Annotated in this window: 23 protein-coding genes and 1 tRNA gene; 12 read left to right on the plus strand and 12 right to left on the minus strand. The window is 64.6% G+C overall.

The window, feature by feature from the left end; translation table 11 throughout:
* The first annotated feature begins 49 nt into the window (after nucleotides 1-49).
* Nucleotides 50-1,459 (plus strand): signal recognition particle protein, encoded by a 1,410-nt coding sequence (gene ffh / locus CEY05_RS19180; protein ID WP_088597071.1) that lies wholly within the window; start codon nucleotides 50-52, stop codon nucleotides 1,457-1,459.
* Nucleotides 1,460-1,815: 356 nt separating this feature from the next.
* Here the strand turns inward: ffh and thiS are convergent, their stop codons facing one another.
* The 5 genes from thiS to CEY05_RS19205 all read right to left on the minus strand — a co-directional run bounded on the left by thiS (nucleotide 1,816) and on the right by CEY05_RS19205 (nucleotide 6,571).
* Complete coding sequence (thiS, locus tag CEY05_RS19185; RefSeq protein ID WP_088597072.1) at nucleotides 1,816-2,016, minus strand: sulfur carrier protein ThiS; 201 nt, start codon at nucleotides 2,014-2,016, stop codon at nucleotides 1,816-1,818.
* 3 nt (nucleotides 2,017-2,019) lie between these two features.
* The gene (gene pip / locus CEY05_RS19190) at nucleotides 2,020-2,958 is read right to left on the minus strand and encodes a prolyl aminopeptidase (protein WP_088597073.1); all 939 of its coding nucleotides are present in this window, start codon (nucleotides 2,956-2,958) and stop codon (nucleotides 2,020-2,022) included.
* A complete protein-coding gene (trmB, locus tag CEY05_RS19195; RefSeq protein WP_088597074.1) occupies nucleotides 2,959-3,708 on the minus strand; it encodes a tRNA (guanosine(46)-N7)-methyltransferase TrmB in 750 nt (249 codons plus the stop codon).
* Nucleotides 3,709-3,777: 69 nt separating this feature from the next.
* A complete protein-coding gene (locus CEY05_RS19200) occupies nucleotides 3,778-5,241 on the minus strand; it encodes a DKNYY domain-containing protein (RefSeq protein WP_143220507.1) in 1,464 nt (487 codons plus the stop codon).
* Nucleotides 5,242-5,350: 109 nt separating this feature from the next.
* On the minus strand, nucleotides 5,351-6,571 hold the full coding sequence (locus CEY05_RS19205) for a pyridoxal phosphate-dependent aminotransferase (RefSeq protein ID WP_088597076.1): 1,221 nt from the start codon (nucleotides 6,569-6,571) through the stop codon (nucleotides 5,351-5,353).
* Between the two features lie 192 nt (nucleotides 6,572-6,763).
* Between CEY05_RS19205 and CEY05_RS19210 the strand changes: the two genes are divergently transcribed.
* The 3 genes from CEY05_RS19210 (at nucleotide 6,764) to CEY05_RS19220 (ending at nucleotide 8,626) form a co-directional block, all read left to right on the plus strand.
* Nucleotides 6,764-7,648: a LysR family transcriptional regulator gene (locus tag CEY05_RS19210; protein WP_088597675.1), complete on the plus strand. Its 885-nt coding sequence runs from the start codon at nucleotides 6,764-6,766 to the stop codon at nucleotides 7,646-7,648.
* A 95-nt stretch (nucleotides 7,649-7,743) separates the two neighbouring features.
* Nucleotides 7,744-7,817, plus strand: a tRNA-Gly gene (locus CEY05_RS19215).
* Nucleotides 7,818-8,347: 530 nt separating this feature from the next.
* Complete coding sequence (locus tag CEY05_RS19220; RefSeq protein ID WP_088597077.1) at nucleotides 8,348-8,626, plus strand: hypothetical protein; 279 nt, start codon at nucleotides 8,348-8,350, stop codon at nucleotides 8,624-8,626.
* A 4-nt stretch (nucleotides 8,627-8,630) separates the two neighbouring features.
* Here the strand turns inward: CEY05_RS19220 and CEY05_RS19225 are convergent, their stop codons facing one another.
* The 3 genes from CEY05_RS19225 to CEY05_RS19235 form a co-directional block, all read right to left on the minus strand.
* On the minus strand, nucleotides 8,631-8,837 hold the full coding sequence (locus CEY05_RS19225; RefSeq protein WP_088597078.1) for a hypothetical protein: 207 nt from the start codon (nucleotides 8,835-8,837) through the stop codon (nucleotides 8,631-8,633).
* A gap of 214 nt (nucleotides 8,838-9,051) precedes the next feature.
* Complete coding sequence (locus CEY05_RS19230; RefSeq protein ID WP_088597079.1) at nucleotides 9,052-9,399, minus strand: nucleotide pyrophosphohydrolase; 348 nt, start codon at nucleotides 9,397-9,399, stop codon at nucleotides 9,052-9,054.
* Nucleotides 9,396-10,283 (minus strand): LysR family transcriptional regulator, encoded by an 888-nt coding sequence (locus CEY05_RS19235; RefSeq protein ID WP_088597080.1) that lies wholly within the window; start codon nucleotides 10,281-10,283, stop codon nucleotides 9,396-9,398. Before CEY05_RS19235 ends, CEY05_RS19230 begins: the two co-directional genes overlap by 4 nt.
* Nucleotides 10,284-10,439: 156 nt before the next feature.
* Between CEY05_RS19235 and CEY05_RS19240 the strand changes: the two genes are divergently transcribed.
* From CEY05_RS19240 to yghU, 3 genes are all read left to right on the plus strand, one after another.
* Nucleotides 10,440-11,276: an oxidoreductase gene (locus tag CEY05_RS19240; protein ID WP_088597081.1), complete on the plus strand. Its 837-nt coding sequence runs from the start codon at nucleotides 10,440-10,442 to the stop codon at nucleotides 11,274-11,276.
* A 50-nt stretch (nucleotides 11,277-11,326) separates the two neighbouring features.
* Nucleotides 11,327-12,223, plus strand: coding sequence for an EamA family transporter (locus CEY05_RS19245; RefSeq protein ID WP_088597082.1), 897 nt, complete (start codon nucleotides 11,327-11,329; stop codon nucleotides 12,221-12,223).
* 194 nt (nucleotides 12,224-12,417) lie between these two features.
* A complete protein-coding gene (gene yghU / locus CEY05_RS19250; RefSeq protein ID WP_088597676.1) occupies nucleotides 12,418-13,290 on the plus strand; it encodes a glutathione-dependent disulfide-bond oxidoreductase in 873 nt (290 codons plus the stop codon).
* Nucleotides 13,291-13,369: 79 nt separating this feature from the next.
* On the opposite strand, the gene CEY05_RS19255 is transcribed toward yghU, so the two are convergent.
* Nucleotides 13,370-14,542 carry a citrate/2-methylcitrate synthase gene (locus CEY05_RS19255; protein ID WP_088597083.1) on the minus strand — a complete coding sequence of 391 codons (1,173 nt, stop codon included), beginning with the start codon at nucleotides 14,540-14,542 and terminating at the stop codon, nucleotides 13,370-13,372.
* 392 nt (nucleotides 14,543-14,934) lie between these two features.
* Here CEY05_RS19255 and CEY05_RS19260 point away from each other — a divergent pair, with 392 nt between their 5' ends.
* The 4 genes from CEY05_RS19260 to CEY05_RS19275 all read left to right on the plus strand — a co-directional run bounded on the left by CEY05_RS19260 (nucleotide 14,935) and on the right by CEY05_RS19275 (nucleotide 18,658).
* Nucleotides 14,935-15,888 (plus strand): 2-hydroxyacid dehydrogenase, encoded by a 954-nt coding sequence (locus CEY05_RS19260; RefSeq protein WP_088597084.1) that lies wholly within the window; start codon nucleotides 14,935-14,937, stop codon nucleotides 15,886-15,888.
* A complete protein-coding gene (locus CEY05_RS19265) occupies nucleotides 15,885-16,637 on the plus strand; it encodes a fumarylacetoacetate hydrolase family protein (protein WP_088597085.1) in 753 nt (250 codons plus the stop codon). Before CEY05_RS19260 ends, CEY05_RS19265 begins: the two co-directional genes overlap by 4 nt.
* A 107-nt stretch (nucleotides 16,638-16,744) precedes the next feature.
* On the plus strand, nucleotides 16,745-17,509 hold the full coding sequence (locus tag CEY05_RS19270) for an SDR family oxidoreductase (protein ID WP_088597086.1): 765 nt from the start codon (nucleotides 16,745-16,747) through the stop codon (nucleotides 17,507-17,509).
* 165 nt (nucleotides 17,510-17,674) lie between these two features.
* The gene (locus CEY05_RS19275) at nucleotides 17,675-18,658 is read left to right on the plus strand and encodes a tripartite tricarboxylate transporter substrate binding protein (protein WP_088597087.1); all 984 of its coding nucleotides are present in this window, start codon (nucleotides 17,675-17,677) and stop codon (nucleotides 18,656-18,658) included.
* Nucleotides 18,659-18,714: 56 nt separating this feature from the next.
* Here the strand turns inward: CEY05_RS19275 and CEY05_RS19280 are convergent, their stop codons facing one another.
* Nucleotides 18,715-19,899, minus strand: a complete 1,185-nt coding sequence (locus CEY05_RS19280; protein WP_088597088.1) for a serine hydrolase — start codon at nucleotides 19,897-19,899, stop codon at nucleotides 18,715-18,717.
* Nucleotides 19,900-19,902: 3 nt separating this feature from the next.
* Complete coding sequence (locus CEY05_RS19285; protein WP_088597089.1) at nucleotides 19,903-20,892, minus strand: tripartite tricarboxylate transporter substrate binding protein; 990 nt, start codon at nucleotides 20,890-20,892, stop codon at nucleotides 19,903-19,905.
* Nucleotides 20,893-21,044: 152 nt separating this feature from the next.
* On the opposite strand from CEY05_RS19285, the gene CEY05_RS19290 reads away from it, so the two are divergent.
* Entirely contained in the window at nucleotides 21,045-21,971 is a 927-nt protein-coding gene (locus tag CEY05_RS19290; protein ID WP_088597090.1) for a LysR family transcriptional regulator, read from the plus strand.
* Between the two features lie 33 nt (nucleotides 21,972-22,004).
* Here CEY05_RS19290 and CEY05_RS19295 read toward each other — a convergent pair whose 3' ends face one another.
* Nucleotides 22,005-23,651 carry a Na/Pi symporter gene (locus CEY05_RS19295; protein ID WP_088597091.1) on the minus strand — a complete coding sequence of 549 codons (1,647 nt, stop codon included), beginning with the start codon at nucleotides 23,649-23,651 and terminating at the stop codon, nucleotides 22,005-22,007.
* Nucleotides 23,652-23,869 lie beyond the last annotated feature (218 nt).

Below are 23,869 nucleotides of genomic sequence, written 5' to 3' on the forward strand. Positions count from 1 at the left end.
GCCTTCCTGGCCACGAGTTAGCCGACTAGTTTAAGCGGAAACGCATCTCATGCTCGATAACCTTACCCAGCGCCTGTCGCGCGTCGTCAAGACGTTGCGCGGTGAAGCCCGGCTTACCGAGGCCAATACGCAGGAAATGCTGCGCGAAGTCCGCATGGCCCTGTTGGAGGCCGACGTCTCGCTGCCCGTGGTGCGCGATTTCGTCGCCCGCGTCAAGGAAAAGGCGCTGGGCGAGGAAGTCGCCACCAGCCTGAGTCCCGGCCAGGCGCTGGTGGGCCTGGTCCACAAGGAATTGACGGCCCTCATGGGCGGCGACCTGGGGCCTGACGCCGGCGAATTGTCCCTGGCCACGCAGCCCCCGGCCGTCATCCTGATGGCGGGTCTGCAGGGCGCCGGCAAGACCACCACCACCGGCAAGCTGGCACGCTGGCTGTCCGAAGGTAACCATGTACAGAACGGCCGCAAGACCGGCAAGAAGAAAGTTCTGGTGGTCAGCGCCGACGTCTACCGTCCGGCCGCCATCGACCAGCTGAAAACCGTCGCCGCCCAGGTCGGCGTCGATTTCCTGCCGACCGATCCCAGCCAGAAGCCGGAAGACATCGCGCGCAATGCCGTCGATCATGCCCGCCGCTACCACTATGATGTGCTGATCCTGGATACGGCCGGCCGCCTGGGTATCGACGAGGCCATGATGCGCGAGATCCGCGTGCTGCATGATCTGGTCAAGCCGATCGAAACCCTGTTCGTCGTCGACGCCATGCAGGGCCAGGACGCGGTCAACACCGCCAAGGCCTTCGCCGAGGCACTGCCCCTGACCGGGGTGGTGCTGACCAAGCTGGACGGCGATGCGCGCGGCGGCGCGGCCCTGTCGGTGCGTCATGTCACCGGCAAGCCGCTGAAGTTCGTCGGCGTTTCGGAAAAGCTCGACGGCCTGGAGGCCTTCTATCCCGACCGCATGGCACAGCGCGTCCTGGGCATGGGCGATATCGTCTCCCTGGTCGAGCAGGCGCAGAAGAATATCGACATCGCCGAGGCGCAGAAGCTGGCGGCCAAGCTGAAGTCGGGCAACAAGTTCGACCTCAATGACTTCCGTGAGCAGCTGGGGCAGGTCAAGAAGCTGGGTGACATGGGTTCGCTGCTGGAAAAGCTGCCGTCCCAGTTCCAGCAGGCGGCGGGGCAGTTGCAGAACGGCCAGGCCGACAAGCAGCTGCGTCGCACCGAGGGCATCCTCAATTCCATGACGCCGGCCGAGCGCGCCAAGCCGGAGCTGATCAAGGCCTCGCGCAAGCGTCGCATCGCCACGGGGGCGGGCGTGCCGGTGCAGGAGGTCAATCGCCTGCTGGCTCAGTTCGACCAGATGCAGGGAATGATGAAGCAGATGAAGAAGGGCGGCATGGCCAAGATGATGCGGGCCATGGGCGGTCTGAAGGGGCTGGGCAAGATGGGCGGCATGCGCTGAGTCGCGTTGCCTGTTCAGCGGACGGCGCCTGCGGGCGCCGTCTTGCGTTGGGGCGGCGCCGGTTCTGCTTTGTGCCACCGCAAAAAAAAGAAGGCCAGGCTTGGAGGCCTGGCCCATCTGCCCGATACGGAAGGGGAAGATCCGTACCGGAGTTGCCTGTCGAAAACGCTGCGGAAGTCCGACAGGCATTGATGAGATTATCGGTAGTCATCGCGCAAGGTGGCGCAATGATATGTAACGATGTGCGTAGTACTTATGCGCACTAGGTTGCTCTGCAGTTAACACTGTTGCGGGATGTTTGTATCCTTTGCATCGCAAGCTCGCGCCCGGCTGGCGCCATTTCCCGGCAAGGTGCGTTAACCGCCGCCGACCGCGACCACTATCTCTAATTTGTCATCATGGTTTAGAGATGTAATTCCATGCTGACTTTTCGGAACAATTTCGCCGTTTCGTTCCACCGCGATGCGCTTGCCCGTGTAACCCAGCAGTTCGATCAGCTGAGTAACGGTTGCTCCGAGGGGAATATCGCGCGGCTGGCCGTTGAGTTGGATGTTCATGTTTCAGGCAGAGAAGTGATTGAGTGACTGCACCAGCAGTGCCAGGATGCCAGGCTCGTCGAACGCGTGGCCTGCGTCCGGCACGATATGGAAATCCGCCTGCGGCCAGGCGCGATGCAAGTCCCAGGCCGTGCGCACCGGTGTGCAGGCGTCATAGCGTCCTTGCACGATCACGCCGGGGATGCCGTGCAGCTTGTAGGCGTCGCGGATCAGCTGGCCTTCTTCCATGAAACCGGCGTTGATGAAGTAGTGATTCTCGATGCGCGCGAAGGCCAGCGCTGCCTGGTCGGCCGCGTGGCTTTGCTGGTGGCGGGGGCTGGGCATCATGGTGATGGTGCTGTCTTCCCACCGGCTCCACGCCTTGGCGGCCTGCAGGCGCTGCGTCTCGTCCGGGCCGGTCAGGCGGCGGTGGTAGGCGGCGACCAGATCGTCGCGTTCCTCGGGGGGGATGACGGCAACGTAGTCTTCCCACAGGTCGGGGAACAGGTTCGAGGCGCCTTCCTGGTAGAACCAGTCGATCTCGCTCTTGCGGATGGTGAAAATGCCGCGCAGGATCATCGCCGCTACACGCGACGGGTGCGTCTGCCCGTAGGCCAGCGCCAGCGTCGAACCCCAGGACCCGCCGAACACCAGCCATTGGTCCACGCCCATCACGTCCTTGCGCAGGCGCTCGATGTCCTCGACCAGATGCCAGGTGGTGTTGTTCTCCAGGCTGGCGTGGGGTTGCGAGCGGCCGCAACCGCGCTGGTCGAATAGCAGCACGTTATAGCGGCTGGGGTCGAACAACTGGCGGTGCACGGGCGAGCAGCCGCTGCCGGGGCCGCCGTGCAGGAAGACCACGGGTTTGCCTTGCGGGTTGCCGCATTGCTCCCAATAGATCTGGTGGCCGTCGCCGGTTTCCAGGTAGCCGTGGGCGTAGGGGTCGATCGGGGGGAAGAGCATTCAGGCGACTCGCTTGAAGATCAGGTCCCAGACGCCGTGCCCCAGGCGCAGGCCGCGCGTCTCGAATTTGGTTTGCGGACGGTAGTCCGGACGAGGGGCGTAATCCTTGGCCGTATTGGCGAGCAGGGGCTCGGCACCCAGGACTTCCAGCATCTGCTCGGCGTAGTTTTCCCAGTCCGTGGCGCAGTGCAGGTAACCGCCCGGTGCCAGGCGGCTGGCCAGCAGCTTGATGAAGGGCGGCTGGATCAGGCGGCGCTTGTGGTGGCGCTTCTTGGGCCAGGGGTCGGGGAAATAGATGTGGACGCCCGCGAGCGAGTCGGGGGCGATCATGTCGCGGACCACTTCGACGGCGTCGTGCTGGATGATGCGGATATTCGGCACGCTGGAGGCTTCGATGCGCTTGAGCAGGGAACCTACGCCGGCGTTGAAGACTTCCACGCCGAGGAAGTTGTCGCCGGGCCGGGCGAGGGCGATTTTCTCGGTGGTCTCGCCCATGCCGAAACCGATTTCAAGAATCGTGGGGCCATTGCGATCGCCGAACGCCTTCGGGACGTCCAGGCGGCGGGCGGAATAGGGGATGGACCATTGTTCCAGCAGCCGGTCGAGGGCGTCGAGCTGGCCTTGCGTGATATGGCCGCGGCGGTGGACGAAGCTGCGGATATGGGTCTGGTGCGGGGCGGCGCCAGGCTGGGCCGTATCGTCGGCGGACGGCTGGTCAGCGGCGTCGGCAGAGGGAGAGTGCGTGTTCATAGCCCGCCATTGTAGTAGGGCGGCGCGGCAGGGCGGGACGGTGGAGGAGGAAGTTACAGGATGCCCTGCTCATTTCCAAAATTGCCACAGGGCAGGATAACCCGACCGCATTTCGCAGACGACCTTGCTGTTGGCGCTATCCAAAGGTTCGATGTCCTTGGCCTTGGGCAGCTTCAGGTAGTAATCGTTGGCCACCATGTCGCGTTTCAGGCGGTCCAGGTCGCGCACGACATACAGGGCGTCGTTCATGAAATGGCCCTGGCCGACGTCCGGCGCGAAATACAGCGTGCCAGCCGCCTGCCACAGCGTCCCCCGTTCCTGGCTGCCGACGGTCAGGTCCTCCACCTTGCGCCACTGCCCTTGACCCAGGCCCGGCAGCATCAGCAGCTGGGTGATGCGCGCTTCCAGGGAGCGGTCGCTCCTGCCGTGGCGCCAGTGCTCGATGGCGCGCAGGACGAAGGCATTGCGTCCATCGGTCCAGACGCCGGCTGCCAGTTGCCGGAGGGCTTGCGGGGGTTGCGGGGCTTTGCCCGCGACGGGGAAGGGCGCGTCGCAGCCGCGCTTGAGGGCATCGTCCTGATAGTCCCAGTACCAGATGCCGGCGGCGTTGTAGAAAATTTCGTGGTTGGCTTTGTCCCGATTGGCCGAGAGCAGGCGCAGGCCGCCGCTGTCCTGGCCGTCGACCTGGCGTGGGAACGGCTTGGCCCCGATATAGAACTGGCCCGTGGCGGTATCCACGCCATAGAGGTTGTGCCATTGCGCGCCATCGGGCTCCCACGCGAAGAACGTCGCCGGCGCGGCGTCCGGCACCGGCATGCCCTGGAAATAAACCCGCTGGTCGTCGCGCGCGTAATCCGCCTCGCGGCCGTCTTTCAGTTCTCCCCAGCCCGGTTCGACGATATGTAGCGCGGGTCCATTGGCTTGGGGAATGACCGTGCCCTCATGGTAGGCGCGCGTGCCATCCTGGGCGTAGGCGCCTCCTACGCTCATCAGGTCCATGGCGTTCACCGATTGCAGGGGGACCAGCACGTAATCCCGCCGGCGCGGTTTTTCCGGGCTGTCTTCGTCGCCGTTGCGTAGCAGGTCCTGCCACCAGTGATAGGCCGCGTTGTCCTTTTCGTCGGAGCAGTACCAGGCGTGAATGCCGTCGCTGACATAGCTGTTCTTGACCAGCCGGACCTGCTGCGGACGCAAACCGGCTATCGCCTGCGAACCGCAGTACACCGCGTGGCTGTCCTTGCCCAGATTGCTGGAATCCCAGCCTCCCAGGGGGCCGAAGCTGGCGGCATCGGCGCCGGGGACCAGGTAATAGCCCTGGAAGGGGATGTTCATATACACGCGGCCCTGGAAGCGCGTATAGATGCCCGCCAGGCTTTCGCCGTCACCTGCGCCGATATGCCCTGGTTGTCTCATTGCCATGAGCATGAAGGCGAATATCGCGACAATGATGAACAAGGTCGGGATCAACAGCCAGCGCAGGGACGGCTGACGCCGGGACGTGGCTCCCGGCGGGTACGCGTTTTGTCTTTCCACGGGTGGGTCTGCTTTTATTTTCGGCGCGGACCCCTAGGATATTGCAGATTCAACATCCGTTCGACGCTTACTTGCGGCCGTGTTGCAAGCCGTCTTTCCCGCTTGCTTCTCAGCCCGCCCGGTTGCGTTCGATGATCTGTATCGTGCGCTTGATCGCGTCGACCGCGCCCGCGTGGTTCTGGGAGAAGTTCAAGCGGATGCTGTCGGTCGCGTCCTTGCTGAATTCCGTGCCCGGGGTGACCGTGACGCCGGCATGCAGCCGCAAGGTCCGCACGAACTGCGACAGGTCGATACGCAGTTTCGGCAGGCGCGGGAAGATGTAGCTGCCTGCCTCGGGGGCGCGCACTTCAAGGCCCTGGACCTCCTTGAGCAGGCTCAGCAGGTCGTCGCGGATGGCCTGGTGCTTGCGAATCCGGTCCGCCATCCAGCCTTCGGGTTCGTTGAACCAGGTATTGAGCACCGCCTGGCAGTAGCCCGGGGCACGCAGCGACACGATGGCCTGCAGTTTTTCCATGCGGTCGATGAGGTGTTCGGCGCCGAAGGCGACCCCCAGGCGGAAGCCGCTCAGGGATTCCGTCTTCGATGGTCCCATGATGGTCACGACCAGCTTGGGGTCGATGTCGCTTGCCCGCAGGTGGGTGTAGTCGCGCCCCGGATACAGCAGCCGCGAATACAGCTGGTCGACGATGACGGTGACGCCATGGCGGTTCGCCAGGCTGGCGATCGCATCGATCTCCTGTCTGGAATAGATGACGCCGGCAGGATTGTTCGGATTCGAGAACAGGAAAGTCTTGATGCCCTGCTTGAATACGGCCTCCAGCCTGTCGAGGTCGATGCCGGCCTTGTCGCGCGATGCCAGATAGGCCATGGGGACAGGCACCACTTCCGCGCCGATGAATTCGACGAGCTTGCGGTTGGCGAAGTAGTCGGGCGTCACGATGGCCACCTTGTCGCCGGGAACGACGGTGGCGCCGATGGCCAGGAACAGGGCCCCCTGGGTGCCGGGCGTGACGATGAGTTGATCCTGGGCGGAGACCGTGGCGCCGGTGAAGCCGGTGAGATGCTGCGCTACGCGTTCGCGGATCGCGGCCTGGCCGCGGTATTCCGTATAGGCCTGGGCGCCGCCTTCCTCGAAGCCGTGCACGAAGGCATCGAGGGAGCCCGGCGTCGGCGCGAAAGCCGATTCGTTGACGTCGCCGTGGGAGAAGTCGACCGGCGTTCCCGGGATGACCGCGCCGGCGCCGGCGCTGTCATCGGCCTGCTGGCGGACTTCCTGGCCGGGGGCGTTGTCGGTGCCCAGTTGCTTGAATTTTTCTTCGATGGTCGTCATGGCTGTCTCCCAAAAAATGCACGGCTACGAGTGCGTGCCGCTATCCATGGCCTGGCCGGGCGTTTCCGGCGTGGGTCCCAGCCAGCAATACTAGCGCCGAAGCAATCAATAAAAACCGTGATATTTAATGCTTAAGAATGAACATTTTGCGTTGTTAGAATGGCTCCTGGTGCTATGCGGAGCCAATCGGCCATGGACAGTGAATTCCTGGAAAGCCTGCTGATGGTCATCGACCATGGTTCCGTGGCCGAGGCCGCGCGCAGGCTGGGCATATCCGCGACGGCGGTTGCCCAACGCATCAGCGTGCTCGAAGACCAGGTGGGAACGCGGCTGGTGGCGCGGGTCGGCCGTACGGTAAAGCCCACTGTCGCGGGAGCCGCCATCGTGGAGCGCGCGCGCGACATCGTCAGGGACGTCGATGCCTTGCGGGCGGTCGCCAGTGCCGGCAGGGTGGAGGGTGAGTTCAGGTTGGGCGCGACGTCGTCGGCGATCATCGGCCTGTTGCCACCTGTCCTGAAGAAGCTTGCGAGCAAGCATCCAGGTCTGGAACTGCACGTCACGCCCGGCGCATCGACGTCGTTGTACGAGAAACTACAGGCGAACGAGATCGACGCGGCGCTGCTGGTCGAGCCGCCTTTCCCGCTGGGCAAGGCCTATTCGTGGGCGACTGTCCGCATCGATCCCTATGTCTTCCTGGCGAGCGCGAAGCTCAAGAACACGCCGCCAAGGGAACTGGTGCGCAGCCAGCCTTTCATTCGTTATGACCGCGGGGTATGGGGCGGACGCCTGGCTGATATCTGGCTGCGTTCACACCGTTACCGGCCGACGGAGCGCTTCGAGCTGGATGCGCTGGATGCGATCGCGGTGCTGGTGGATCAGGGCCTGGGGGTGTCGCTGGTACCTGACTGGCACGGTCCCTGGCCGGAGGGGATACGGCTGGCGAAGATCCCGGTGCCGGTCGATCCGATCTATCGTAAGACTGGCTTTCTGTGGCCGCGCAACAGCCTGCATTTGCGGCAAATCGAGACCCTGGTGGCTGAGGCGCTCAGCGCGTTTCCGATGTCGCCGCTGGATTGAATGAGGCAGATGCGGGGGCAGGGGCAGGGCGCGCGGCGCACAAGGTATAATCCTGCTTCCTGTCGGCGGCTGCATGGTCCCGGCACGGCACCCGAGCGGGTGTAGTTCAATGGTAGAACGGCAGCTTCCCAAGCTTCATACGAGGGTTCGATTCCCTTCACCCGCTCCAACAAAATCTCCCTTGGCTCCCATCTTTGTAGCGGCGGCAGACTTTCAGTCTGAAAGCGTTGCTGTCATACCGCGACCACATCTTGAACCGGCTCGCCCCTTAAATGCTCAAATATGACCGAATTTCCGGAATAAGCGCTCATATATGAGCGCTTAGATCCTATTTATTCATATCTGAGCGGATATATCCATGGCAGCTCCAGAACCGAAGAGGCTGGCCTCCCAGGCGGCTCTGCCGCGTCCGGTAGACCGTGCGCTACACCGCCTTGGAGATCCGCTTCCGCCCACGTCGGCGGATACCGAGGCCGTGGAGCACGACAGATAACGGCTGCGAGTAACAAGCGTCAACATTCTGCAGATTTGACGAAAATTTCGCAAAAATCCGTACAATCAATGAGTTACGGGGCATCGGCTCCGCGCTTCGCTGCGCAAGGGCGGAGTGTTATTGCGCCAGGCCCATTTCCGCGGCCATTCGGCATGCTTGTTTGGTTGTGGCGTTCCTGCTTGGGCGCCAAGGAGATCTCCCCCCGTATGTTCAACGCCCGCGTTGCAGGTCTGTTTCTTGTCATTTTGCTGGCCGGGTGTTCGTCGAGTGGCCCCAAGGAAGATGCGGCGCCGGATGGGGATTTTTCGTCGTCGTCTTCCGCTCCCGCGCCAGTCGCCAAGGCCGCCGAGTCGTGCCGGGCGAACCGTAGCGGTTGCCTGTACAACGGGCCTTATGAATCCGGCGAACGGGATTACGCGCAGAAAGCCGCCGCGAACTTGAACAAGGCAGAACTACTGCGACTGAAGCGGAGTTTCGGACAGTGACGTCCTAACGCTGTTGCCTGAGCTTCGCGGCCTGCTCTTCATTCAGGCGCGCAGCTTCGTCCTGGGCGTAATCCTTCTCGCCGGAATCGTAGGGACCGTCGTACGAACAACTGTTCCACCAGTGGCAGGAACTGCTGCGTTTAGGCTCGGCCGGTCCACACGCGGAGAGCAGGGCAAGAAGGCAGGAAGCGAATATCAGACGGTTAAGCATGCAGCAAAATTCTCCTGGCCCGTATAGCGGGCCACATACACGGAAACGAAAGTCCCAAGCTTGTCAGCTATCGCTGCCGCGGTCAACGCGCTCCTGGCTGGCTACTGACAGGTGGTAGCGGGCGCGCGGGGATAATCGCAAATAGGGTGTCGAACCCAATTTGGGTTCGATCAAACCCAATTTGGGTGTGATGCGTCGTGAATCACGGCGAACATCAGCCTGCCGAATCGGGAGCGGGATACTTCACGGCATTGGCCCGGATCTTGTGCGTGACCGCTTCATTCATGTCCACGCCCAGCACGCTGGATAAGCGGACGAGGTATAGCAGGACATCGGCCAGTTCGTCCCGTACCGCGCGCGCAGTCGCGGGAGCGGATGCCACCTTGCGGGACTCTTCTTCCGTAAGCCACTGGAAGATCTCCACCAGTTCGCCGACTTCACCGGTCAAGGCCATGGCAAGGTTCTTGGGCGAGTGAAACTGATTCCAGTCGCGCGCATCGGCGAACGCTTGCAACGCCCGTTCGAGCGCTGCGGTGTCTATCAGGCGAGTGTCTGCTTTCATGAGCGGCCAATATATTCAATGAATGCCCGTAGCACCGCGGGCATCTGCCGCCGGCTGGGGTAGTAGAGATAAAAGCCCGGATAGTACGGGCACCAATCCGCCAATACGCGAACCAGCCTGCCCTCGCGTAACAGCCCCTCCACCTGCGACTCGAAGGCGAAGGCCAGGCCTATGCCATCCAAGGCCGCGGAGATGCCCAGCTCCTGGTCATTGATGGTAAGCGGGCCGTCGATCTCCACTTTCAGCTCGATGCCGCCGCGCGCGAATTCCCAAGCATAGACCCTGCCATCCGCGAACCGGAACCGGATGCACGGCAGGTCCTTCAACTGCTTGGGACTGCGCGGCTTGGCATGCTTCTCGAAAAACGCCGGCGACGCGACGATGGCAGTGCGCTGGCGCGGCCCCAGCGGTACCGCGATCATGTCCTGCGCCAGCGTTTCACCGAAGCGGATGCCGGCATCGTAGCCCTCGGCCACCATGTCGACGATGGCATTGTCTATGCCCAGTTCGATATTGGCGCCGGGATGCGCGGCCAGAAACCCGGACACCAAAGGCAGAAGCTCCATCTGCGCCGCGGCGCGCGCCACATTGATACGCAGTGTTCCCACCGGCTGGTCGCGAAAACTGTTGAGATCGTCGATCGCGTCTTCGATGTCGCGAAAAGCCGGACCGACACGGCTGTACAGGCGTTCACCCACTTCAGTGAGCGCCACACTCCTGGTCGTACGGTTGAACAGGCGCAGATTCATTTTCTCTTCCAGCGCCCGCAGCGCATGGCTGAGCGCCGATGGCGTGCACCCGATCTCCGCTGCGGCGCGCCGGAAATTCCTGTGGTTGGCAATCGCCAGGAAACTGGCCAGATCTGTCGCGCCGATTTTAGCCATTGATGAAATTTCTTCAGTAGTCCAGGAAGATTTTTGGATATTCTCTCATCAACTCGCCGCTCCTACCATACGCATCAAGGGAGTACGGAACCGCCGGCCTCCCCAGTTTCCAGGAGGCGCGCCGCCGCGCCGTCCCAACCCGACAGGAGCAATATCATGCAGAAAATCTGGTTCGTTACTGGCGCCTCCCGTGGCTTCGGCGCCCTCATCGTGGAACACGCCCTCAAGCATGGCGACAAGGTCGTGGCGACGGCCCGCAATCCCCAATCCGTCATCGACCGCTTCGGCGCGCAGGAGCATCTGCTGGCCTTGCCGCTGGACGTGACCAACGAGGAGCAGGCTCACGCTGCCGCCAAGGCGGCCGTCGAAAAATTCGGGCGTATCGATGTGCTGGTGAATAACGCCGGCTTCGGTTTGCTCGGCGCGGTCGAAGAAGCCAGCGCGCAGGAAATCGAAGCGCTCTATCGCACCAATGTGTTCGGCCTGCTGGCGGTGACGCGCGCAGTGCTGCCGCATATGCGGCAGCAACGCAGTGGCCGCATCTTCAACTTCTCCTCGGTGGGCGGCTATCGCAGCGCCGCGGGTTTCGGGGTGTACGCATCGACGAAGTTCGCGGTCGAAGGCCTGACCGAAGCGCTATACGAAGAATTGGGGCCGTTGGGCATCCACGTGACGGCGGTGGAGCCGGGCTATTTCCGCACGGACTTTCTCGATAGCACATCGCTTACCGTAAGCCCGGTGCAGATCGACGATTACGCCGCCACCGCCGGTGCGGTGCGCGAACGCGCCAGGCAGATCAGCCATGCGCAGCCGGGCGATCCCGCCAAGCTGGCCGAAGTGCTGGTGGCCTTCGCCGATGCCCCGAATCCGCCGGTGCGCCTGCCCCTGGGTAGCGATACCGTCGCCGCGATCGCAGCCAAACACGCCAGCGACGCGGCGCTGCTGGCGGAGTGGCGCGCGGTCGCGGTCTCCACCGATTTCGCTGCGCCGTAAACGCTACGCAGTAAAATCCTCCAGCCAAAATATAAGGGGGAGACCAGGTCATGACGAGTACCACGCGTATGTCCGGCGCGGATTATTTGTGCGTCGCCGGTGTCGTCGTGATCTGGGGCTGCAACTTCGTCATCATGAAACTGGGGCTCAAGGGCCTCAGTCCCATGTTGCTGGGAGCATTGCGATTTTCCGTGGCCTCCCTGCCATTTCTTCTTTTCGTCAAACCGCCGGCGCTGCCGTGGCGCTATGTGATCGTGGTCGGACTGCTGCAAGGACTGGGCCAGTTCGGCCTGCTGTTCACGGCACTCAAGTTCGGGATGACCGCCGGGATGGCATCGGTGGTCATGCAGATGCAGGCCATGTTCACCATATTGCTGTCAGGGCCGTTGCTCAACGAACATGCCAATGTGCGCCAGTGGGCGGGTTTGGTCGTCGCCGCGGCGGGACTGGCCGCCATCGCACTGGGGCATGGTGAAGGGCCTGGGCAGATGACGCTGATCGGTTTTGTCCTGACGCTGGCTGCGGCCAGCATGTGGGGCGCCTCGAATGTGGTGATCCGCTTTGCACAGAAGACCGGTATCGCCTACGACCCGGCCGCCTTCGTGATCTGGAGCAGCCTGATGCCCATCGTGCCGTTCTTCCTGCTGTCCATTTTGCTGGAGGGCGGTGATGCCACGTGGGCGATGCTGCGCGGCATCGGCCTGCACGAGGGCCTGGCGGTGCTTTACCTGGGTTTGCTCGCGACCTTGCTGGCTTATTCCTTGTGGACGCGCTTGCTGCAACGGCATCGCGGTGCCCGCGTATCCCCTTATTCCCTGCTGGTGCCCGTGATTGGATTATGGGCGGGCGCGCTTGCGTTCGATGAGCAGCTTTCCGCTTTGCAATGGACGGGTGTGGCCACGATTATGGTGGGATTGCTGATCAATCAATTCGCCCTGCGCAGATAATCCACGGCGCTCAAGGAAAAATCGCCGGCCGCGGGCCATTTTGCCCCTGAGCCGAACAAGGGATATTCAAACAGCCAGGCCCATTGCCGGTTATGGTTGAGCGGTCGCGGAAGCCGCCAGGGATGTCAGGTGGGGGCTCCTGCCACCGATCAATCGCCGGCTGCCTGAGCCAGCACTGACCTATGCGGACGACAGTGACCGACTCCAATCAATACACTCCCCCCAAAGTCTGGACGTGGAACCAGCCCAACGGCGGCACGTTCGCGAACATCAATCGGCCCATCGCCGGCCCGACGCACGAAAAGGAACTGCCCGTCGGGCGCCACCCCCTGCAGCTGTATTCCCTGGCCACGCCCAATGGGCAGAAGGTCACCATTCTGCTGGAGGAACTGCTGGCCCTGGGGCACAAGGGTGCGGAATACGATGCCTGGCTGATCAAGATCGGTGAGGGCGATCAATTCGGCAGCGGATTCGTCGGTGTCAATCCGAACTCCAAGATTCCCGCCTTGATGGACCGCTCCGGCGCCAAGCCCGTGCGCGTCTTCGAATCCGGTTCCATCCTGCTTTATCTGGCGGAAAAGTTCGGTGCTTTCCTGCCGACCACGCAGCCGGAACGGGCCGAGGTGCTGTCGTGGCTGTTCTGGCAGATGGGTAGCGCGCCTTATCTGGGCGGCGGCTTCGGGCATTTCTATGCCTACGCGCCGACGAAGATCGAATACGCCATCGACCGCTTCGCCATGGAGACCAAGCGCCAGCTGGACGTGCTGGATCGCCGCCTGGCGGAAAGCGAATACCTGGGCGGTTCCGATTACTCGATCGCGGACATCGCGGTGTTCCCCTGGTACGGTGGCATGGTCAAGGGCTGGTCGTATGGCGACTCGGCCGAGTTCCTGTCGACGCACGAGTACAAGAACGTGTTGCGTTGGGCCGATGCGATTCTTGCACGGCCCGCGGTGGTCCGCGGCCGCATGGTGAATCGCACCAGTGGCGATCCCGCCGGCCAGTTGCGCGAGCGCCATGACGCCAGCGACTTCGAGACGAAGACGCAGGACAAGGTCGTCGGCTAGGGCCTCTCCGCCGGGTCCCGGGTTTCCAGGTCCTGTGTCCGGGGCCTGTGTCCGGGCTCCGAACCCCCCGGGGCTCGGTCTAGTGCCCGCTGCCTTGCACGCCTTCTGGCAGCGGTCCGACGTAGCGTCCCCTGGGCCGGATCACTTGAGCCTCGCCCAACTGTTCCAGGCTATGCGCCAGCAGCCCCACGCTGCGCGCGGTGGCGAACAGGCCGAACACTGCATCGGCGGGCAGGCGCAAGTGCGCGGCCAGCGCGGCCAAGGCCGCGTCGATATTGGGCTGCAGGCCGGTCAGGTGAGCCACTTTGTGGATGAAGCGCGCGACGACCTCGGGCGGCTCGAACAAGGCCAGCAGCGCTTGCGCGCGCGGATCGCCGTCCGGATACAGATGATGGCCGAAGCCGGCCAGGGACATGCCCGTCGAGAGATAGTGCGCGATCACATGGTCGTCGCCCAGGCGCTCCACTTCATTGAACAACGCTTGTACGCGGCCCGAGGCATCGCCATGCAGGGGCGCCGCCAGGGTCGTCAGGCCGGTGAGCAGGCACGCCGGCAGGGACGCGGCATTCGATGCGGCGATGCGCGCCGCGAAGGCGGAGCTGGTCAGTTCGTGGTCGACCAGCAGGACCATGGCGGTGCGAAACAGGTCGGCCACCTTGGCGGGTTGCTTCCAGCCTGACGCGAAACGCTGGTGCAGGGGCGCATCGCCCTGTTTCGCACCGAAGGCATCCGCCAGTTGCCCGACCAGGCTCTGGCACTCGTTGTGCAGGACGCGGGTCGTGCGGCCCCGGGTTGAATGCCCGGTCGCGGCCAGGGTCGCCAGCCGCGTGAACGCAGCGACGCGGCCGCGCGCGTCCGGCTTCGTTGTCGCCGCCGCCATTTTCCAGGCGAAGTCCACGTCCTGTTCGGCATTCCACAAGCGCTTCGCCACTTCCTCGACGGTGGCAGTGCGCGCCAGTGCCACGGCATCCTGGCCACGGTAGTACAAACGCTGCCGGATGAAGGTCGAGACCGCTGTCGGGATGCTGGGTTCGGATCCGAACAGCGTGTTGGTGGCCAGCGTTTCATGCTTGCGGCCAGCCTGTTTGCGCCTGGCCAGTGTGGCGACGTCCTCGGCCCGATAGAGACTGCGCCGCGTGTCCTCGGGGTCCGTCATGACTTCCAGCTTGCCGCGGCTGACGTAGGCGTAGACCGTTTGCGGGCGCACGCCCAGCTGGCTACACGCCTCGGCCATCGAAATCCAGGAAGCCATGCGGATCCTAAAAAAGAGAAGAAGAAAAGTTCGGGACCCCTGGCTTGCGCTCGGCTCGGCGGGGCCCGCCCCCGCCCGGTCCGGTTTCGCTCGGCCTGGCTTCGCTCGGCCCGGCTTCGCTCGGCCCGGCTCGACCTCGCCCAGCCAGAGCCGGGCCGGCCCGTCCTGGCGCGGCTCTGGCTTGGCCGCGCGCGCCGCCCCCCCCGGACTGAGTCCGGCTTAGCGTCCGGTGAGCCTGCGCGAGTGAGCCCACAAACTTTTATATATTGATTTTGTACATCAATATTGCCATCACAATCAATCATTACCTACCATGGACGCATTCATCCAAAAACGATTCCGAGACAAACGCTGCGGACCCCGTCCGCTTCCCGATCTAGAGGCGTAGCGATATGAAGCCCCAGGTGCTGCAACTGAACCCCATCCTGATCCCCGCGATCAACGACGAACTGGCATCGCTGTACCAGATGCACAAGCTGTTCGAAATGAGCGATCCGCAGGCCTTCCTGCGCGAACAGGGCGCGGCCGTGGGTGCGGTGATCACCGGCGGCCACACCGGCATCTCCCGCGACATGCTGGCCCAACTGCCCAACCTGAAAGTGGTGGCGGTGAACGGCGTGGGAACGGATGCAGTCGATCTTGCCTACTGCCGCGAACGTGGCCTGCCCGTGACGGCGACCATCGGCGCGCTGACCGAAGACGTGGCCGACCTGGCCATCGGCTTGCTGATCGCCGCCTGCCGTAATCTCTGCGCCGTCGACCGCTTCGTCCGCGACGGCCAGTGGGAGCAGCATCCTTCGCCCAGCGCGATCCCCTTGGCGCGCCGCTTCAGCGGCATGCGGGTGGGCATCGTCGGCATGGGCCGGGTAGGGCGCGCGGTCGCCGTGCGCGCGGCGGCGTTCGGCTGCCGGATTTTCTACACCGACCTGCAACGCATGAACGATGTCGAACACGAATTCGTGCCCGGCCTGATCGACCTGGCGCGCACCTCGGACGCACTGGTGCTGTGCGCCGCCGCCGACAAGGCGGAAGGCATCGTCGACGCCGCCGTGCTGGACGCATTGGGCCCGCGCGGATTCCTGGTGAACGTGGCGCGTGGCAGACTGGTCAACGAAGCGGACCTGACCGAGGCCCTGACCGCCGGCCGTATCGCCGGCGCGGGCCTGGACGTGTTCGTCGATGAACCGTGCGTGCCCGCTGCGCTGCGCCAGTCCGAACGCGCCACCCTGCAGGCGCATCGCGCCAGCGCCACGTGGGAGACCCGCGAGGCCATGGCAAGAATGGTGCTGGATAGCGTCGCCCAGGGCCTGGCGGGCCAGCGTCCGACGATGAGCCTGACGACATGACGGATTACGTGTTTCCCCCGTCGGCACCGACCACTTTGCCTGTCGCGGGCATGTCGCGGCTGTTCCCCGTGTCACGCGTCTACTGCATCGGCCGCAACTACCAATGGCAGCCGGATGAACCCGCGCCGACGGCGATGCCGGGGTGGTTCATGAAGCCGGCCAATGCCGTCATCCCGGCCGAGGTCGTCCTGCCCTATCCGCCGGCAACGGCGGCGTTCTGTCCCGAGATCGAACTGGTGGTTGCCATCGGCCGCGGCGGCCGTGACATCGATCCCGCCGAAGTCGAAGCGGCGCATATCTGGGGTTATGCCGCCGGCCTGGACATGACGCGCCGCGACCTGCAGCAGGAAGCCAAGCGCGTCGGCGGTCCCTGGGAACCCGCCAAGGCCTTCGATTATTCCGCGCCTTGTACGCCGCTGGTGCCCGTCCAGGCGTGCGGCCATCCCAAGGCGGGCGCGATCTGGTTGTCGGTCAACGGCGTCGAGCGCCAGCGTGCCGATGTGGCCGATCTGCTGTGGTCCGTGCCTGAGCTGGTCGCCATGCTGTCGCGGTCCGTCACGCTGATGCCGGGAGACCTGGTTTTCACCGGCACACCCGTGGGCGTGGCGCCGCTGCAGCCCGGCGATGCCGTCACGGCGGGCGTGGACGGCATAGGCACGCTGTCGATGATCGTATCCAGCCCGCCAGGCGATAACCCCGGCGTCCTGCGTGGCGCCGACGCAAGCCATTGCCGGCAGGCCTATGCCTGAGCAGGGCGGCGCGCGCCGGACGCCAGCCATCCACGCTCACGCACGAGGCCCGCGGTGCCGTATTCCTTTCCAAGCTTGAATCACTCACGTATTGCAGGAGTCTCGCCTTGAACGCCACCTCTTCCAAGAAAATCGCCCTGGTCACCGGTGCCGGCAGCGGCGTGGGACGGCTTAGCGCTATCGCGCTGCTGAACGATGGCTGGACGGTCGTGCTGGCGGGCCGTCGCGCGGAGCCCCTGGAGACCTTGGCGGCCGAGGCCGCGGCACGCGGCCAGACGGCCCTGGCCATTCCCACCGACGTCACCAGCCCGGAAAGCGTGCAGGCCCTGTTCGACAGGATAGAAAAGGAATACGGCCGCCTGGACATGCTGTTCAACAACGCCGGCGTGAACGCGCCCGCCGTGCCGATGGACGAACTGCCCCTGGAGAAGTGGTTCGCCGCCATCAATACCAACGTCACCGGTGTGTTCCTTTGTGCCCGCGCCGCCTTCGGCCTGATGCGCCGGCAGTCGCCGCAGGGTGGCCGCATCATCAACAACGGTTCGATTTCCGCGCACACGCCGCGTCCCTTCACAGCCCCGTACACGGCCAGCAAGCATGCGGTCACGGGCCTGACCAAGGCCCTGTCGCTGGACGGCCGCGCCTTCAACATCGTGGCCGGCCAGATCGATATCGGCAACGCCTTGACCGAACTGTCGGAACGCATGAAGCGCGGCGTGCTGCAGGCCAATGGCACGACGGCGCCGGAACCGATGATGGATGCGCAGCACGTGGCCAATGCCGTCAAGCACATGGCTTCGCTGCCGCTGGACGCCAATGTGCTGACCATGACCGTCATGGCCAGCAATATGCCGTTCGTCGGGCGCGGTTGAAGCCGATCGAGACACGCTGCAGGAGCACGCAGGAGGAAGGACGCAGTACGCAATAGCAGGGCCGCGGCGATGGATTCTCGGAGCGAATCCGAGAGACCTGTCCCGCCAGAATTCCATGAGAGTTGAGCATCAACCAATACATCAACCAATAGGAAGGAGACATCGATGCAATTCAAACCTTTGTTCAAGGCGCTCGCCGCCACCACGGTCACTGCCATGCTGGCGGTGGCGCCCTACGCCGCGTCGGCGCAGGGCTATCCCGATCATCCCATTCGCATGATCGTCCCCGCGCCGCCAGGTGGTGGCATCGACATCATTGCCCGGGTGGTCGGCGAGAAGCTGTCCACCGCGCTGGGCCAGGCCGTGATCGTGGACAACCGTCCCGGCGCGTCCAACAACCTTGGCACGGAACTGCTGGCCCACGCCAAGCCCGACGGCTACACCATAGGCATCGTCGGCGGCAGCCACAACATCAACAAGTTCCTGTTCAAGAACCTGGGTTGGGATCCGGAGAAGAGCTTCGAGCCCATCATCTACACGCACGAGATTCCGCTGGTCTTTGCCATCTATCCGAAGGTGCCGGCCAAGACCTTGCCGGAACTGGTCAGCTATATGAAGGCCCATCCGGACGAGGCCAAGGTGGCCACGTCCGGCCGCGGCAGCGCGCAGGAGATGGCGGCGGAGATGTTCAAGATGGCCAGCGGCGTGCCGATGTTGATGATTCCGTACAAGGGTTCATCGGCCGCGCATCCGGACCTGCTGGCGGGCCGCACCTTGCTGTACATCGATACCATCAGCGCCATCCAGGAGCAGGTGAAATCCGGCAATGTGCGCGCGGTGGCGGTGTCGTCGCTCAAGCGCGCCAAGGCGCTGCCGGACGTGCCCACCGCCGACGAACAGGGCATCAAGGGCTATGACGCCAACACCAATGGCGGCATCCTGGCGCCCGCCGGCACCCCCAAGGCCATCGTCGACAAGCTCAACGCCGAGATCAACAAGGCCTTGCAGATGCCCGACGTGCGGGCCAAGCTGGAAGCCGCCGGCATCGACATCCAGGGCGGCTCGCCGCAGGACTATGCCAAGGTGATCCACGCCGATCTGGAAAAATGGGGCAAGGTGGTCAAGCAGGCCGGCATCGAGCCGGAGTAAGGTTCACCGCGCGCCCTACGACGCGCGGTGTCTCAAGCCTGCGTCCGCGCCGACGCCTATCCCGCCGTGGCCGTGCGTATCGCGCCGATCAGGGCGTTGAGTTCGGCGTCGCGGTCCGGTTCGTTGGCGCTGACATAGCGCGGTTCCGGATATGCGGCCAGCTGCACGACGACAAGGTCGGCGGCGCGGTCGATGAAGATGCGTTGCCCCGAATGGCCCATGGCCATCATGGCGCCGTCGCCGCGTAGCCACCAGCTGTAGCCGTAGGCGCGCAGGTCCAGCGCGCGGCGTTGGGCGGCATGCTGGTCTGCCGGAATCTCGAAGGCCGGCGTGGCGGACTGCTCGACCCAGCCCTCGGGCAGGATGCGCCGGCCGTCGACCACGCCATCGTCCAGCACGAATTGCGCGAAGCGGCCGATGTCACGCAGGCTCATGCCCGCGCGGCTGCCGCCGATCTCCTGGCCGTCATCGGATTCCAGGGTGTAGAAGCCGTCGAACTCCATACCGCAAGGCTGCCAGATGCGCTTGGACATATAGTCGGCCAGCGTGCCACCCGTCGCGGCGCTGAGCACCGCCCCCAGCAGATAGGTGTCGCCGGTGTTGTACTGCCACACCGCGCCGGCGGGGTTGCCGCGCGGGCAGGACCGCAGCAGGGCCAGCACGCCGCCGGGCACCTTGTCGGCCAGCGACTTGCTGTAGCGGTTCACGTGGGACTGCTTGTCCGTGTAGTCCTCGCGCCAGTCTATGCCGGACGACATGGTCAGCAGGTGACGCACGGTGACGTCTTCATACGCGCAGCCGGCCAGCGTGCGGACGTAGCGCGTGACGGGGTCATCCAGGCTGGCGATGGCGCCGTCATGCAGCGCCGCGCCCACCAGCATGGCGGTCATGGACTTGACGGTCGACATGGTGGACCAGCGCTCTTCGGGGCGGAAACCCAGGCCGTAGCGTTCCAGGATGATGTGGCCGCGATGGATGGCCAGCAGGCCGGCCACGTTGTTGCGGTCCATGAATTCGGCGACGTCGCGGGCCTGGCCATCCAGGGTATAGCCGGGCCGGACTTCGGCCGCGCGCGGCATGGCCTTGGCCGCGGGACCGCGCGCGATGGTGCGCGTCGCGAACAGGCGGTCGACGATGCGATAGCCGTAGGACTGCAGGCAGGGCGGCCACAGCAGGAAGTCTTCGCCGCGCGGCAAATGTTGCACGGCTTGCGCCAGGGACGGGTTCGAGGTGTCGTTCATGGTTCAGTCGTTGCGGATGCCCAGGCGCTGGACGATGGGGCCCCATACGGCGGCCTCCTGCTTCATCGATTGCGCGACGGATTGCGGGCCCAATTCCTTGGGCGGGGTCATGTAGATCTCGGCCATCTGCTTGCGCACGTTTTCATCGGCCCAGAATTTACGGGTGGCCTCGGTCAGGCGCGCGACGATTTCCGGCGAGGTGCCGGCCGGTGCCATCACGCCGTACCAGGCATCGCCCGGGAAGCCTTTGGCGCCGACTTCGGCGATGGTCGGCACGTCCGGCAACTGGGGGTCGCGTTCCGCGCCGAACAGGACCAGGGGTACGGCCTTGCCGGTCTTGATCTGCGGGATGGCGCCGGACAGGGCATCGGACGTCAGGTCGATCTGGCCGCCGATCAGGTCCATCATGGCCGGCGCCGCGCCCTTGTAGGGGACGTGCGACATCTGCAGGCCGAAGTGGTCGGCCAGGAAGGCGACGTTCAGATGGGTGGAGTTGCCGATTCCCGCCGAGCCGTAGTTCAGCTTGCCCGGCCTGGCCTTGGCCTGCTGCACCAGGTCCTGGATGTTACGGATGTGGGTGGCGGGATTGGCCACCAGCACCTGCGACGTGCCCGCCACTTTGGTGACGGGCGTGAAGTCCTTGGTCGGGTTGTAGGCAAGCTGGGCGTAGGTGAAGGGATTCACCGACATATTGGACGTGCTGCCGAACAGCAGGTTGTAGCCGTCGGCCGCTTGCTTGGCGACGTAGGCAGCGGCGATGCTGCCATTGGCGCCGGGTTTGTTCTCGACCACGATGGTGCCGCCGATGGCCTTGCCTGCGTAGGCGGCCCAGGCCCGGGCCAGCGCATCGGCGGCGCCGCCGGCGGCGACCGGCACGAAGACCGACACCGGGCGCGTGGGCCATTGCGCGGCGTGGGCGGCTTGGCCCAGGGCCAAGGCGAATACAGCGGCGATAGCGGCCAGGGCAGTCCTGGGTGTCGCGTTGGCGGTCATGGTCTGGCGCTCCAGAAGAGGGTCGGACGACGGGGCCGTCCAGGATGTGTCCAAATACGTGTGCCCAGATTCTAGGTAGCCGGTTTCATGACGTCCAATGCATAATTCATCAAACGGTCATGAGTCGAAAATCATAAAAAGCGAGGGGAAGCATGAATCTGCAGCAGCTGGAGCACTTTCTGGTTCTCGTCGAAATGCAGTCCTTCAGTCGCGCGGCCGCCAAGCTGCACCTGACGCAGCCGGCCTTGAGCCGCAGCATCCGAGCGCTGGAAGAGGGCCTGGGCGGCCGATTGCTGGAGCGCGACAAGGGCAAGACGTTGACGGCCCTGGGCGAGCTGGCGATCGCCCGGGCCCGCCGCATCCGGGTGGAACTGGCGGAATTGCGGCGCAGCGCCAGCCTGCTGGCGGAGTACGCGGGCGGTACCTTGAAATTGGGATTGGGGCCCACGCCCACCGCCATCCTGTCGGTGCCCCTGCTGCGCGAGATGATGCAGCGCTATCCCGCCATCAAGCTCTTATTGAGTGGCGGCACGTCGGAGATGCAGGTGCAGGAACTGCGTGACGGCGTGGTCGATGCGCTGGTCGTGCACCGCAATCACATACCGGCCGACGCCGACCTGCACCTGACGTTCTTTCCGCGCACGCCCCTGGGCTTCGTGGTGCGCGCGGGGCACCCCCAGGCGCGGGCGCGGTCGCTGGACTACGACACGTTGCGGCGCTATCCGGTCGCGGCCAGCGGGCGGGCGATGAGCGACGAGGTCATGCATCATTTGAATGCGTACTTCGGGCCGCATGCCCATTTCCTCGATGCCGTGCAATATCAGTCCAATGACATCCAGTCGCTGGTCGAGCTGGTGCGTACCAGCGATGCGGTGTTCTTCGGCGTGTTGCAGGTGGCGCAGCCCTTGATCGACAGCGGTGAATTGCTGCGGCTGCGCCTGGAGCCGGCCTTGCAACTGTCTTCGCAATTCGTCTTCGTCACGATAGAGGGCAAGACCTTGCCGCCGGCCTTGTTGCGGGTGCGGGAAATCTGCGCGCAGCAGATGGGCGGGGCGGTCTCGATGAACCCCACCCCGTGAAAACCGCCTCGGCGGCAACCGCCGCCGGCGCCGTCATGCGTGCGGAGTGACTTGTGCCGCGGCGGCTACCGTCGCGGTGCCGACGGTGGTTTCGTCCGGCGTGCCGTGGGCGTTTTCACGGCACGCGATACCGATGCGGTGCAGCAGCCATACGGCGCGTTCGAACAGACGGGTGGCCAGCAACAGCTCGCGTGCCTGGTCGTTGTCGTGGGCATCCGACGCCATCACCTGGCGGCGCAGGCGTTCGAGCAGTTCGCCGCGGTCGCCCGTCAGCTGGATCAGCACGTCCAGATCATGCGGATCGGCCACGCCTTCCGCACTGACGGTATCGGCCAGCAGGCAGATCTGCGTACGCAGGGCCTCGCACAGGTTGGACAGCAGGCGCGGGCGCTCACCGTCCCAGGCGTCGACGATGCCGCTGAATTCCGCCAGGGTGTCCTGCAGGGCCTGCAGGTTCTCCAGGCTCGATTGTTCGTGCGCGGCCCGCGCCAGGTCCTTGCGGGTCAGGCCTCGGCCGGCCACGGACAGCAGGAAGGCCGCGGTTTGCGCGGCGACGTTGCGATGGCCGGCCAGCAGGTGGCGGCGTTGCGCCGGCGCGCGTCCGTCTTCCTGGTCGAGATCGGGCAGCAGGCGAGGCAGGGCGGCGGTAAGGCGATCGCGTTCCAGGCGCACCAGTTCCAGGGCGTTGACGGGATCCTCGGCGGCGCGATCGTAGATGTAATGCGGTTGGCTGGCCTGTTCGACGGGATCGGCCGGCGTCAGGCGCGCGGTGAGCCTGATGGCACGGTCGCGCAGCATGGTGACGGGCAGGGCGCCCACCAGTTGCATGGCCAGGAACAGCACGGCCAGCAGCGAGGCCGCCTGGCTGTTCGGCACGGTCACGCCGCCGCTGCGCAAGGAATAGACCAGCCACGCCGCCGCGACCAGGACGGAGCCGCCGCCCTTGACCATGACGTGCACCAGGCACAGCTGGCGGCCGCTACCCTTCAAGCCGCTGCCGGAGAGCAGCACCGCCAAGCCGCTGCCCAGGTTGGCGCCGGTCATTATCCAGAAGGCGGCTTCGAATTTCATGAAGCCCGTATGCAGGGACGCCACCGCCAGGATGGTGGCGGTGGATGCCGACTGGGTTGCCACCGCGATGATCACGCCCAGGGCCAGCGCCACCGGCGAAGACATGCCGTCGCCGAGCAGGGTATGCCAGTCGTTGACGGTCAGCGCGTCCGGGGCGTGCTTGATGAAATCCAGCCCCATGAAAAGCAGCGCCAAACCCAGGCCGGCCCAGATCCAATCGCGCCGCAGCGCGTGATAGTCCAGCTTGAAGTGCAGGGACAGGCCGGCGGCCGCCACCAGATAGAGCACCACCAGGCGGATGTCCAGCGTCGCCAGGAAGACCAGCAGCGCGGTGCCGGCGTTGGCGCCGGCCACGACGGGCGCCGCCTGGTTTACCGACAGAACGCGGCCGTGGACCAGGTTGGCGGTGATCAGGGTGACGGCATTGCTGGATTGCGTGATGGCGCCGGCCAGGGCACCGGCGAACAGGCCGCTCCAGCGCGAAGCCGTGGCCATGTGCAAGGCCGACCGCACCCTGTGCCCCATGGCTTGCCGCAAATGCTGGCCGATCAGGCGCAGGCCGATGAACAACAGTCCCAGGCCTGATAAGAGTTCAGCAACGGTAATCATGGATCGACAGCGGCAGCGGCTTGGCGGCGGAAAATCCGCGAATACTATGACACGAATATTTCAATGTCATGTCAGGGCGCAGGGCGGGCGGCGGGTGGTGGCCGGGCCGCGCGAGTGGTCTTGGGAGTTGTCTTGCAGGGTGTCCTGCAAGTCCGCTTTCAAGTCGTCGTTCAGGCAGCGGGCGCGACCTCTTGCGTCGACTCGCTGACCGGGACTCA

Origin of the sequence: Achromobacter sp. HZ34 (assembly GCF_002209485.1) — a bacterium.
Taxonomy (GTDB): Bacteria; Pseudomonadota; Gammaproteobacteria; order Burkholderiales; family Burkholderiaceae_B; genus Bordetella_C.

What these genes read in the sequence shown, in the direction of transcription:
- CEY05_RS19225 (WP_088597078.1), bottom strand. Translation starts at nt 8,837, where the DNA reads ATGCTTAACCGTCTGATATTCGCTTCCTGCCTTCTTGCCCTGCTCTCC.
- thiS (WP_088597072.1), bottom strand. Translation starts at nt 2,016, where the DNA reads ATGAACATCCAACTCAACGGCCAGCCGCGCGATATTCCCCTCGGAGCA.
- CEY05_RS19220 (WP_088597077.1), top strand. Translation starts at nt 8,348, where the DNA reads ATGTTCAACGCCCGCGTTGCAGGTCTGTTTCTTGTCATTTTGCTGGCC.
- CEY05_RS19280 (WP_088597088.1), bottom strand. Translation starts at nt 19,899, where the DNA reads ATGAACGACACCTCGAACCCGTCCCTGGCGCAAGCCGTGCAACATTTG.
- CEY05_RS19210 (WP_088597675.1), top strand. Translation starts at nt 6,764, where the DNA reads ATGGACAGTGAATTCCTGGAAAGCCTGCTGATGGTCATCGACCATGGT.
- CEY05_RS19240 (WP_088597081.1), top strand. Translation starts at nt 10,440, where the DNA reads ATGCAGAAAATCTGGTTCGTTACTGGCGCCTCCCGTGGCTTCGGCGCC.
- CEY05_RS19230 (WP_088597079.1), bottom strand. Translation starts at nt 9,399, where the DNA reads ATGAAAGCAGACACTCGCCTGATAGACACCGCAGCGCTCGAACGGGCG.
- pip (WP_088597073.1), bottom strand. Translation starts at nt 2,958, where the DNA reads ATGCTCTTCCCCCCGATCGACCCCTACGCCCACGGCTACCTGGAAACC.
- CEY05_RS19205 (WP_088597076.1), bottom strand. Translation starts at nt 6,571, where the DNA reads ATGACGACCATCGAAGAAAAATTCAAGCAACTGGGCACCGACAACGCC.
- trmB (WP_088597074.1), bottom strand. Translation starts at nt 3,708, where the DNA reads ATGAACACGCACTCTCCCTCTGCCGACGCCGCTGACCAGCCGTCCGCC.
- CEY05_RS19260 (WP_088597084.1), top strand. Translation starts at nt 14,935, where the DNA reads ATGAAGCCCCAGGTGCTGCAACTGAACCCCATCCTGATCCCCGCGATC.
- CEY05_RS19235 (WP_088597080.1), bottom strand. Translation starts at nt 10,283, where the DNA reads ATGGCTAAAATCGGCGCGACAGATCTGGCCAGTTTCCTGGCGATTGCC.
- CEY05_RS19295 (WP_088597091.1), bottom strand. Translation starts at nt 23,651, where the DNA reads ATGATTACCGTTGCTGAACTCTTATCAGGCCTGGGACTGTTGTTCATC.
- CEY05_RS19245 (WP_088597082.1), top strand. Translation starts at nt 11,327, where the DNA reads ATGACGAGTACCACGCGTATGTCCGGCGCGGATTATTTGTGCGTCGCC.
- CEY05_RS19275 (WP_088597087.1), top strand. Translation starts at nt 17,675, where the DNA reads ATGCAATTCAAACCTTTGTTCAAGGCGCTCGCCGCCACCACGGTCACT.
- ffh (WP_088597071.1), top strand. Translation starts at nt 50, where the DNA reads ATGCTCGATAACCTTACCCAGCGCCTGTCGCGCGTCGTCAAGACGTTG.
- CEY05_RS19255 (WP_088597083.1), bottom strand. Translation starts at nt 14,542, where the DNA reads ATGGCTTCCTGGATTTCGATGGCCGAGGCGTGTAGCCAGCTGGGCGTG.
- CEY05_RS19285 (WP_088597089.1), bottom strand. Translation starts at nt 20,892, where the DNA reads ATGACCGCCAACGCGACACCCAGGACTGCCCTGGCCGCTATCGCCGCT.
- CEY05_RS19265 (WP_088597085.1), top strand. Translation starts at nt 15,885, where the DNA reads ATGACGGATTACGTGTTTCCCCCGTCGGCACCGACCACTTTGCCTGTC.
- CEY05_RS19290 (WP_088597090.1), top strand. Translation starts at nt 21,045, where the DNA reads ATGAATCTGCAGCAGCTGGAGCACTTTCTGGTTCTCGTCGAAATGCAG.